Genomic DNA, 12,369 nt, shown 5'->3' with positions numbered 1-12,369 from the left:
TGGCGCATCCAGCCCACCACCGTGAAACAGGCGCAAAACTCTAGTTATGGGTGGTCCAAAGTTCGGTCTCACTGCAACGCCACTCGGACTCTAAGCGCCGCTGGATGAAACTTCCGTGGCAGGTCACAACCAGCGATCGGACGCAAACGAAGAGAGCACAGCGGCGTCGAGCGCCGCCCATGCGAGATCGGTCATGGACTTCCTTGTTCGGCTTGAGGTTGCGGTGTAAGATCACTACCCGCAATGGGAGGGCTGATATGGGAATGAACTTGGATGCGATTATCTATCTGCAGCGGAGTGAGTTCTTGTCTTCGGCCAAGAACAGGGTGCTCGATATCGGGCCGCAGACGATCTACAACGCCAGGACAGACCAGATCCGGGAAATTGTTGAACGCCAGGACTGCCCGCCGCCTGACATCTCGGTGGTCGAACGGCTTGTTTATTTTTCGCATCCACGCCCAGAAGAGCGAACCACGATGCTCTCGGAGATTGCCGACCTGACCAACATTCGGTACGAGGCGATCGACGTCTGTCCCGGTCTCAAGAACACACATATTCTGGACCTCAACTTCGACAATTTGCCGAGATCAGCCAGAAGAACTTTCGACGTCGTTCTCAACTTCGGCACGACTGAGCACATCTTCAATCAATGGCGTTGTTTCGAGTTGATCCACGATGCTCTCAAGGTCGGCGGCGTCGCCTATCACCAACTTCCGGCCAGCGGCTACATGGACCACGGCTATTTCTGCTACACGCCCCTGTTCTTCAACGACCTCGCGCGTGCTAACGGGTACGAGATCAAATATCTCGTCGTGACCCACGCCGGCGAAAGCCGGATAGATGATCTCAAGATTTGCTCGCTCGCAGGCGAGACAATCCTCAAGCCACCCGGACCACTTGGCGAGAACAACCGGGTCCCTGCGCTCAACATTCACGTCATCATGCGCAAGACGATCGACGCTCCGTTTCGGGTCGGACTGGAAATCGCCACTGCACATTCGGCTCCCGACAGCCGGGTTCTTGAGCGGTACACAACGGCTGGGCGCACGCGGATTGCTCCGCTGCTGTTCGAACGTTTGAGTAGAATAATTACGGGTTAGTCAATATTCGATTGCCGAGCAATCGATACTGCTGAGAGTGGCAAGACCGCTGCCGCCGCCCAACAGTCAGCAGGAGGCGGCGCGGCCGTGCGCGAACTAGATCGGATCATTCGCTTAAAGACCGTCCTCACCCGGACGGAACTGCCCCGCTCCACCGTCTACCGCAAGATCGCCGAGGGGACATTCCCGGCTCAGCTCAAGATCAGCAGCAACGGGACCGGGTGGCATCAGTCCGAGATCAACCGGTGGATCTCAAATCCAGTCGGGTGGGCTCCGAAAAGCAAATCTGATAGCGGTTGGTGAGGAACAGACGCTCCGTGGTCGTGGTTCCTTTGCAATGATTGATGCAGGCGGAGCCCTCCTTCAGGCTCAGGCTGATCTGCCATAAGTTGCAGGCTTCTGGCCTATGCCCCTCGCATGGTTCAATTCACTGTATTCGATGCACCTCGGCGTACGGAGTCGAGGTAAGAACTTGTTGATAACCGCGCGACTAGTGACCTGTCCCTTGATCCGTCCCCCTCATTACAACGGCGCAAAATACTGTAAAATAATCAATCTATTAGGAATAGATTTCGAATCTCTCCGAGCGCGCCAGAGCCTTTGACCAGCCCAACTCCGGCGCCCTGAGCCGGTGCGATCCGACTCTGCGGGCTGGGCCTGTCCAGATGACCTCCCACGGCGGCCGCAGTTGCGATGCCGGGACCGACACGGCCTCAAGCGGTTGTGACCTCGTGAGTGAGCCGGCCGACCTGGATCAACGGCTGCGTCGCATCGCCGACGCCACCGAAGACCTTCAGCTCGATCTCGACGCGGGCACGGCCCGACGTCGTTGGCTTCGTCGTCGCCCGCCACGTATCGATCATCTGCGCGAACGGGGCCACGAAGGGCGGCTTCACGCCCGGATCGACCGCTGACGGGGTCGGCGTCAGCAGGTTGATCGGCAGCCGTACGCGCGGGATCGACGGCTGGCCGGCCACGATCTCATAGCTGTACATGCCCTGCATCGCGACCTCGTCGCTGGTGCCGCCATTGCCGCCGGCATAGAGCCCCGCGAAGAACGTCGTCAGGCGCGCATCGAGGTCACCGGTCGCCCCCGACATCGCGTCGAGCGAGAACGCCGTGTAGTTCAGCTGCGGAACCACCGTGGACGCAAACCGCACCTCCGGCGTCTGGAACAGGAACGCCGGGTTGGTGCTGGTGGTCTTGAGATCTGCCAGCGGGAACAGCGCGAGATTGCGCTGCACGAACACCGACGCCCAGCCGCTCTGGTATAGCAGCACGTCGAGCGGAGCGATCGAAACGGTTCGGGCCGGCAACCCACGTGCCTCCTCTTCGCCAAGATAAACCGTCTTGCCGTCGACCTGACGCGCATAGACGTAGGCGATCTGCACGCCGACGGGCAGCTCTGCCGGAGGCACGGCCTGGGGCGTATAGAGCTCGGGTGCAATCGCGATCGCAGGCGCCGGAAGCGTGGTGGTGCCGTTCGAGATCGTGTTGGCCGCCGCATTCCAGCTCGCCGCCGTTCCATCGATGGTGATGTTGACGAGATTGGTGCGCGCGTGCCCGTCGCTGGTGCTGTCGAGCGTCGACAGAAACTTCACGATCACATGCGCGGGCGCCGTCGCGAGCTTGGCGGCTCCAACCGTCTCCCGCACATAGGCATCCGCGATCTGCCTGGTCTCCAGCGCAAAGGCGGCGGTCGCCTTGCGCGCGGCGGCCAGTGTCGCCGGATCCGGCTCAGCGCCATCGATGCCGACCAGATACTGGTTGAGGTCGCGCAGGATCGCCGGATAGTTGGTGACGAATTGAGCGAGCGCGGTGAACAGGTCGGGCTCGCCGCTCAACCTGGCCGAGCCGCGCAGCGTCGGCTCGGTCGGCCGGTTGAACTCCATCGTGCAGGACACTGCGTCGGCTGCCGCCTGCTGATAGAGGTAGTCGAACGAATAACCCCAGGCATTCAGCTTCGATGGATCGGTCGTGCCCTCGCCGGTGAGCTGCCGCGCCTGCTGCGCGGAGACCGTCGGCGGCGTCGGCAGATCGCGGTTGACCACGGGAATGTTGGTGACCTGCGTCCCCAGCGGATAGCTGAACGGCCCGTTGACGAAGGCGAGCCATCGCGAATCGACATAGCCGTCGATTCCGGGGACGGTACGCCGCTCGAATTCGAGATGAGTGAGCGAGAGCGTGAGCTCGAGCGGCACATAGGCCTGGTCGACGACGTTCTTGGTGGCGAACACGAAGGCCAGCCGCGAATCGTACCAGGTCTTGCTGGCGGGATCGTAGACTTCGCCGAGCGGGACGCGCGTCGGCGTCAGCGTGAAATTCTGATTGTCCGCGGCGCCCTTGATGCTGCCGCCCGGCTGACCGTAGAGGTTCGGCGGACCGGCCGGGTTGCTATCGCCTCCGCCGGTCACCTCGGTCAATCCGAACACGACGGCCGCACCGGCCCGATAGGCTGCGCCAAGCTGATTGAGCAGCTGCTGGCGCAGCTTCTCGCTGGCGGCGAATCCGGTTGAAGGATCGCCCGCGCTGGTCGACAGCACCGGCAGCGTCTTCAGGCTGATCGTATCGGCCAGCGATTCCTTGGTCGACAGCACGCTTCCCAGCGAACCGTCCTTGAGCGGATCGGTCACCCCGTCGATCCGGTCGAGGATGAACGCGTGCGGCGCGTAGTCGGCCGACAGGAACTGATCGATGGCATCCAGCGCGCTCTGGAACCACTGGTTCAGATCGACACCGTCGAGATGCAGCGTGTCGGTGTCGCCGCTGTCATAGCGCGTGATCGTCGCATCGCCGCTGGCAAGCGCCTTGGCGATCGGCTTCGGCGCGAAATAGCTCGGTGACGTGCCCAGCTTGAAATGGATACCCTGCCCGGCCGCCTTGCCGAAGCGGACGGCCCAGAGCTGCTGAGCGCCGTCGGCCGCATCCTCGCCGTCGCGGGACAGGCCCTGCCCGACCTTGAGATACCAGTCGGCGGTGACGAAGACCGTTTCGACGACCTTGCTGAACTCCGTGTAGGATACATTGCCGTCGCCGTCGGCACGCGGCAGGATCGCCGCGGCCACGCCGGTGCCGCCCTGCAACGCCGCCACCGCCGGGTCGACCAGCAGCGGATTGCGGCTGAACGTGAGCGTGACATCGAGCTCGAGGATGTTGCCGGCGGCGATCGCATTGACGTCGACCGGAAGCGACAAGGTCACAGCCGGGGCTGCGGGCGCCTGGCCGCGCGTCACGAGCTTCAGATACAGCACGCACGCGCGCACATAGCCGCGAATGATGTCCGCCTGCGCATCGCCAAGATCCACATCGGGCTTTGCCATCAGCGAATTCGACAGCCGCATCGCCACCGCGTTACCGGAGACACCCGGCACGGGAACGGCGACATCGGCGGAATAATCCTGATGCAGCTGATAGTAGATCCGGGTGTAGAGCGAGAGATCGTCGGCGGCCCGCGCCGCACCGTCCGGCCCGGCATAGGCGGCGGCGTTGAGGGACAATGCAAGCTTGAACGCGGCACCGCCCGCCGCGTCATAGCTGTAGCTGGCATTGGTATTGATCCAGGACCCCAGCCCGATCAGCTCATCGCGGTACAGCATCGACACCGCAGCCCCGTTGAGCGCGCCGCGGTACCCTTGCTGCGGCGCCTCGAACGGTGTCACCGTGGTGTTGCCGAAGATATCGCGCCATTGCAGCGCGACCTGCGCCATGGTGCCGACGCCGAGATAGGGATTGGCCGCCTTCGGCGGCAGATCCGGATCAGACGGGTCCGGCGCGGCGTTGACCAGCGCGAATTGCGCACCAATGCCGATGGACTGGCGATAGTCGAGATCGGCGATCGCGACCTGCGCCAGGCGGCCGCCGCGCGTCCGCGCCGAGCGCGCATGGCTCTCGAACGCGCTGGACTCATCGTCGTCATGGTCCTGGGGACCGAACGGCATGCCCAGCGGACTAGCCTTGTAGAAGACGTTGCCCGCGAGTCCCGCGGCCAGCGAGGTGTAGAGCTGATACATCGTCTTCTTGGCAAAGTCCGGCGCCGCTGGATCGTCCGGCGGCAGGCCGAGATTGTCGCGCGTCAACGAGAACCCGATGTTCTGCGGTGGCAACTGGTCGCGCAAGGAGAACAGCTGCGGGTCGAGATCGAGCACGGCATTGACCGGGAACAGCCCGGGCGCTGCGCTGGCGCCACGGGCGATCAGGTCGACATCCAACCCGTAATAGGAGGCCATGCTGGCAAAGCTCATCCCGGGCGCGGCCGAGGAACTGACCTGATAGGCCAGCGGCGGGATGTAGAACACGGCGGCCAGCGCAACAGCGACTTGTGGGTTGAATGCGGCGATATCCTGGCCGGTGATCGGATGGACTGCACCGGCTGAGAACAGTCTGGCGAGCTTGTCGAGCGTGGCCTGCGCGTCGATGGCCCCCCCGGTGCCGCGAACCAGATCCGCGTCGGTCAGTTGGCGCACCGCGCCCACGATCGGCACCAGCGCGCCCGCGGCGAGCGGCTTGGTCGCGTTGACCTCGGCGATCCGCCCGGGCCCAGGGCCATAGATCGCCGCGAGCGCATCGAGCGATGCTCCCGCCGCAACCGGTGCCGTCTGGGCGGTCGAGGCGAGCGACACCGTCTGTACCAGATCGCTCTGCGGATCGACAGTGTCGGTCGTCACGAAGGCGTTGACGAAATCGGGAAGCGTGGTGCCGAAGGACTCGCTGCCCTGCGCCGCGAACGTCACGACCATTGTCACGATGCCAGAGCCGGAGGAATCGAAGACGGCCGCCGGCAGGCCTTCCTCGCTTTCGACGTTCTCGTAGTAGAGATAGTAGCCGCCGCTGCGGACCGTGCTGAGCTCCCACATCAGGCGGATGAACTGCGCCGGGGAATTGGCAATGCCGCGCGGCGGAGCGTCCTCGGCGCTCAGCATCAGCCGCAGCGCCGCCGCAGGATTGGTCTCGGTCGACAGGTTGGTCTGGGTGATAAAGGCGAGGAAGTCGGCGTCCGCAGGCGTCACCAGCATCGGCGCACCGGGTCCGGACTGGTTGTAGAGCAGGAAGACGGCGGAGGCGATGCCTTCGCCCAGCGCATCCATCGCGGTCAGGATGCGCTGCAGCCGCACCGCGTCCTCCGAGCTGGGTCCGACGAGCTCATAGACGAACGGCAGCGACGGCGCCGATGCCGGACCGCTCGGCAGATCGCCTGCGCCGGTACCCTGAGCAGCCAGCGCCGTTGCGTCCGGCAGACGCTTGATCTCAATATCGAGCCGCGTGCACCAGGCCCAGCGCCCCAGGTCCGCATAGTCGGTGCGTCCGGTCGCGGGATTGCTGCGCCCGGTCTGCGGCTGGAACTTCGGCAGCAGCGCGAAGGTCGAGCGGAGATCCGGCATGACGGCGCCGATCGACTGCTCCCGCGTGGCGACCAGATTGGTCTGCGCCGGCGGCAGGCTCCACAGCGTCGGCTGCACCTGCGCGCCGGCATCGGCCGCCGCGGCCACGCCGCTGCGGTTCGTCAGGGCCAACAGGCTCGCGACGGATCCGCTCGACCAGCGCGCGTAGCCGCTGGCGGTAAACGGCCGCGGCTGACGCTCGGCGAGCGGCAGCGCCGCAAACGTCGGGCTCGGGACGAAATTGCCCGGCGCCCTGACCCAGCTGACGACGACGTTCAGCGCGGCATAGGCCTGGCTCAGATCGACGTCCATGCTGAGGTCGGTGGTGTCGTTCAGCAAGATGAAATCGAGCGGGACGCCGTGGCTCTGAGTCTCGCGTGCGAAGCCGACCTTGTAACTCGTGGCAGAACTGGGCGTCGGGAATTGCTGGCCGGTGAGCTGATAGACGCCGTAGCCCGATTGCGTCCTCGGATAGAGGAACGCAGGCGACAGGGTCAGTCCGTCCCGGACCGGCAGCCGCAACCCATAGACCAGGAAGCGCGAGGCCATGCCGGCGGTCTGCCCGACCTGGCCCGTGGCCGCGATGGCCGACCACAACGCGCCGACCGACAGGGCCTGAAGATTGCCGACCGTGAGCAGGCCGCGCTCCGCCTGCACCGAGAACAGGCCGGCGACGCCGCGATTGGCGTCCGCCACCGCAACCGCAGTGGTCTGGAACAGGCTCGCGACCGTCGACAAGGTATCGGATGACGGGCCGGAGGTCCCTGCGGTCCTGAAGGCGATCGGCCAGATCGCGAGCGGCAAGGTCGGCTGCAGCAGGCCGGCGACGCCGTAGAGCACGCTCTGTGCAGCGAGCGCATCGATCGAGATCGCGCCGAGCTGCAGCGCGATGTCGTCGAAGCTGTCGCCCTGCCGCGTCACACAGATCTGCTCCTGGCCACGGCTGTTGGTGAGCAGCAGGACGACGCCGCCCTGCAGCATGTGGCGGGACCGGTTGGCCACGATCAGGCGGTCTGGCGTCGTGGTCCAGCGCGGCGGCAACGCCGCATCGGAATAGCGGCCGGCGATGCCTTGCAGGGTGTCCCCGCTCTGCACCACATATTCGAGGCCGTCGATATGCAGCGACAGCCCGGCCCCCAAGGCATGGTCGACGTTGGGCTGTACGATATCCGCAATCGTCAAGGCATTGCCGGCGATCCCGTTGAGCTCATCGAGAATGGCACCGATGCTGCTCGTCGGGGTCAGCGGATAGGCATAGCTCTGCAGCGCGTCGGCCGCGGCCTGGAGCAGTTGGCGCGCGATCAGCGTGAAGGTATCGACGAACACCAGGGCCGCCATCGACTCCGCCGAGCTCGTATCGGTCTCCGCGGCAAGCCGGCGCGTTTCCTTGTTCTGGGCCTCGATGTTCGCGGCGACCTGCGCGAATATCTTGCTGACCGCCGTCGCGTAGCCGGGCGTGGCCGTGGTGTAGGTCTCGAACGCGATCGGCGAGGTCTCGCCACCGGACATGCCGGGGACCTGCAGCTTCAATCCGTCGAACACCGGAAACAGCACCGAACCGGCATCGAGCTTGGTCTTCAGCCCCGACGATTGCGCCGTCGCCGGATTGAAGATGTCGAGCGTGAATCCGTCGGCCAGGAACTGCAGCAGGCCCTTGATCGACAGGAACGGATCGGCCGTGTCGGCGAGACGCGCGACATAGGCCTCGAGCTGGGTGAGCGTCACCGACATGGTCAGCGTCTCGGCGAGCTCGGCCGCATCCCCGCTCTCGTTCCCCAGTGCGTCGATGATCCAGGGGAAGTAGACCTCGGCCAGCACGTCGAAGGACGTCTTGGTGGCGGACGGCACGCTCGCCGCGGCATCCGGCGCGTCCATTGCGAGCAGGAGCACAAATGCCCCCTGGTTCGAGGCTGCGTCGGTGGCTGCCTCCGGAGCAAGCACGGTGTACTGCGCGCCCGCCATCAGCGACAGCTTCGGCTTGTTGCCATCTGCGGCGGCAAGGCCCATCCGGCGAGCGGTAGCGGGCCCGAGCCGCTTCGGTCGCGGCTTCAAGCTGCGCGCCAGCCGCATGGCCGCGTCCGGTCCGCGCGCGTGAGCCCGCTGCATCAGCAGCGCGTCGGCGCGTGCCCCCTGAACCTCCCATGGCGCCGTGCTGGTCTGTCCGATCACGAAGGTCGCAGACACCTGGGCCGAGAACGACAGGCTGATGGAGATCGAGAACAGGCCCAGATTGATCTTGACCTTGAGGCTGATCGTCACGCTCGCGTTGGCGACCACCGGAATCTCGCGATAGCTCTCATAGGTGAGCTGGATCGACAGCACGATCTTGACATTGACCGAGGCTGAAATGATCGCGAAGTCGACGCTGCCATACAGCAGGCCGATGATGCCGACCGTTCCCGACAGCTTGAAATAATAGTCGCTCTGCAGCGCACCGCTGCTGGCGCGCGATGCCAGCGTGCGCGCGGGGTCATAGGGATGCCACGGCGCCACGACACCTTCGACGATGCCGAAGACGGTGAGCGCAAAGCCCGCCTTCAGCGGCCCCTTCTCGAAATTGTAGCCCAGGCCGAGCTGCAACCCGATACCGAACTCGATGACCGGATCGAAAGTGCCGAGGTTGGTCTTCGGGATCTTGGTCGAGGTCGCGTTGGAGAGCTTGCCGATGTAGAAGCCACCGGCGCCCAGCACCGGCACGCCGTACACGATCACCGAGATCGAGAAGGAGCGGCGGAAATCGAGATTGTACGGGAAGCCGATGTCGATGAAGAAATCGCCGTTGGTGTAGACCTTGATCCCGAGCTGCGGCAGCGTGATCGACACCGCGCCGAAATTGAGGTTGCGGATGATGTCCGGGAAGGTGAAGTCGATCTGGTAGACGCCGATGTCGTCGGTGATCTTCTTGTAGAGAATGTCGACGACGAGGTTGGCGAGCCCGCCCATCTTCTCGCCGGCGAGTGCCAGCCGCAGGCCGTAGAGATTCGGGTCATTGAACACCAGCATGGCATCGATCGACCAGGCGCCGGCCACCTTCATCAAACCGAGATGCCCGGCAATCAGCCAGTTGTTGGACTGGTCGTAATAGGGCAGTCCGGGCGTCCCGCCGTCGTCCGCATTGGGATCGACCGGATTCATCTTGCCCGTCGTGCTGGGGACAGACTGCAGTGCGCAGATCACCTCCTTGGTGCTGTTGAAGCTGGAATGGCCGGTGATGCCGATGCGCTGCCCAAGCACCAGCAGGAACAGCTTGAACCAGTCCTCGCCCCGGCCGGGCACCGACGGCAGGTTCTGCACATCCTGCCCCTTGGCCGGATCGAGCAGATTCTTGAACGCCGGATCATCCGCGACGAGCGGGCTCGAGCCCTCGATGGCGAGCGTCACCTTGCCGTCGGTGCCGCGACGGAAGGTCAGCGCGGTGATGCTGATGAAGCCGAGATTGATCGGGCTCGACAGCTCGTAGCTGGCCGACAGGCGCTGCGAGAAGCTCTCGCCGCTCTTGAGCGAGACGTTGACACGCAGCGCATCGAGCGAGATCTGGTTGAGCAGGTCCCATGGCGAATCCAGCGTGAAGTAAGGATTGCCGAGCGTACGCACCAGCGCCTGCACCAGCGAGCCGATGCTCCAGCCCTTGAGGCTGAACGTGACCAGCTCCTTGCCGCTCTCCCAATCCGCTCGAAAACCCTCCCACTCGACGAACAGAATGTTGTTGGAGCCCGCCTCCGTCGTCTCGAACTCATAGCCCATCGTGAGCTTGAGGTTGATCGCCGAGTAGATCCAGGTGCCTTGCGCGAAGCCGGAGAACTGCTGCTGGGCCGGCTTCTGGCCGTCATAGCTGACGCCGAGCCGCGCCGGATCGATGCCGACGGTCTGATCGCCGAAGGCGAACGTCCAGCTGAAGCCGACGGTGATGTCGTAGCTCGTCTTCAGCTCGCCCTGCTCGGCCGGAATGGTCGCGGTGATTGCGAATTCGGAGATGATGAGGTCGCCGGGCAGGAAGCTCGGGAAACCGTAGGCGCTGCCGGGCGAAAAGAACTGGTTGATCAGGTCCGAGACCTCGAGCGGTTCCTCCAGCGAGGCGGCGAGGTCCCACCGCTTCGGCGTTTCGAACCCGTCATAGGTCACGCTGACCTTGGTGTGCAACGGGCCGACATCGAGGAAGCCTCCGACGCTCGACTTCCATTGCGTCTGCGAGGCGGCTTGCAGCGCGCCCCCTCGCGAGGTCCGCAGCATCGGCAGCGGCGCCGCCCGCAGCAGCGTCGTCGCATTGCCCCCGTCTGGCGTCTGCGTCGGAGTCTGCGCCGCGATCGAGACCGTCCCCTCTCGCACGGCAAGGATCGGCTGGTTGTTGATCTTGAGCAGATTGAGCGTGAGGCTGAAGCCGGCGTCGAACTGAAAGCTCTGCGCGCCGTAGTCGACCGCGACCGCGATGTCGCCAAGCTCGAAATCGCCGACATTCTCGACGTCGAGCACGACCGCACCGCCGGACAGTGCCGTCAGGAAGTCGCTCAGCTTGGCGGTGCCGGCGAAGGACGCGAAGAACTGCTTCGCGGAGGTGAACTGGACGGTGAACACACCGTCACCCTCGCCGTCCGGCCCCTTGAAGACGCTCGGCGCCAGTACGAACTCGGTCGTGAAGTCGTAGGTCTGCTGCCGCTTGGTGCCGTCGAACGGATAGGCCATCGACCATTGCAGCGCGAAGCTCGTGATCTTGAAGTCGAGCACCCCAGTCGGCGGCAGGATCTGCCAGCTCGTATCCTTCGAGCTGCCGATCTCGATCGAGACCGCCGTGATCGTCGGCGAGCGGCCGAGCGTGCCGGCGATCGAGAAGCCGTTGAGACCGACAAAGGCGAGGAACTGCTGCAGCACGTCCGGAGTCGCGGCAAGATAGCCGCCATTGCCGCCCATCACCTCGATCACCGTGGCCGGCGTCAGCGGCGCGCCGCCTTCGACGACGGCAAGTGCCACCGAATAGTTGGCATCGGCGCCGGGTGTGATCTCGACGTCGAGCTGATAGGAGCCGGTGCTGCCGACGTCGAACTGCGAGGAGATCGCGAGCGTCGGCGCCTGATCGCCGGCATCCGGATCGGCGGGATCGGCCAGCACCAGCACGCCGTCGACCTCATCGGCGCCATCGGGCGCTGGAATGGTCAGAGCGAGGCTCGGATCCCTGACCGTGAACTGCGACGCGAGCTTGAACGTGCCGTCCTGGATCGCGGCCCGCAACTGCCCCGGCGGGAACAGCACGGTCTCGCCGTTGAAGATGCCCATATTGAGCGCGCCGCTCAGCAGCAGATCGCCGGTCGGCGCGGTGAGGCCTGGAAACAGCAGCAGGAACGGCTTGGCGACATCCGGCAGAGCGACCTTGGCAACGAAATTCTGCACCGCGCCGCCGCTCACGGCACGCCCCGCGGAGTCGCCATACGGATACGTGCCGGTCGCCGTCGAGAACACGAAGCTGACGTTCTTCAGGGTGCCGAACTGATTGAACGGAAAGCCGCCCATGAAGGCGAAGCTGCTGGTCCAGGTCCAGTTCGATGGCGTCGCCTCGGCCTGCACGATCAGTTGGTCGCCGTCCACGGTGAAGACAAGCGTGGCCTTCGCAGCCAGCGGAGCCGAGGCGCCGATGAACGGGATCGTCGCCGACTGCACCGTGAACGCCGTCCCTTCGACGGGCCCGACATCGGATTTTGCCACCGTCACCTTGAAGTCGGCCGCGGCCTTGAGGAAGAAGGCCTGGCTCAGCCAGGCGTCGTAGTCGGCGGGGACCTTCACGGCGGGATCGGCGAGGCCCGCCGTCAGAAAGGCGGCATCGAGCGCGAAGGCGGTGTCGCCGGCGGCGGCTTCGACAGCGGCGCGGAGATTGTCGATAGCGCTCATCAGCCGGCGCTCCC

Annotated in this window: 3 protein-coding genes; 2 read left to right on the top strand and 1 reads right to left on the bottom strand. The window is 64.8% G+C overall.

Annotation, left to right across the window (positions count from 1 at the left end; translation table 11 throughout):
* The first annotated feature begins 257 nt into the window (after positions 1-257).
* Together ACQR1E_RS29610 and ACQR1E_RS29605 are read left to right on the top strand one after the other, a co-directional pair.
* A complete protein-coding gene (locus ACQR1E_RS29610; protein ID WP_434897911.1) occupies positions 258-1,100 on the top strand; it encodes a hypothetical protein in 843 nt (280 codons plus the stop codon).
* Between the two features lie 87 nt (positions 1,101-1,187).
* Entirely contained in the window at positions 1,188-1,403 is a 216-nt protein-coding gene (locus tag ACQR1E_RS29605; RefSeq protein ID WP_315771189.1) for a helix-turn-helix transcriptional regulator, read from the top strand.
* A 410-nt stretch (positions 1,404-1,813) separates the two neighbouring features.
* Here ACQR1E_RS29605 and ACQR1E_RS29600 read toward each other — a convergent pair whose 3' ends face one another.
* Complete coding sequence (locus tag ACQR1E_RS29600; RefSeq protein ID WP_434897910.1) at positions 1,814-12,355, bottom strand: LysM peptidoglycan-binding domain-containing protein; 10,542 nt, start codon at positions 12,353-12,355, stop codon at positions 1,814-1,816.
* Positions 12,356-12,369 lie beyond the last annotated feature (14 nt).

The organism is Bradyrhizobium sp. HKCCYLRH1030, from assembly GCF_051168395.1.
Taxonomy (GTDB): Bacteria; Pseudomonadota; Alphaproteobacteria; order Rhizobiales; family Xanthobacteraceae; genus Bradyrhizobium.
Note: the sequence above shows the minus strand (reverse complement) of the source record. Positions and strands in the feature narration are given on the sequence as shown.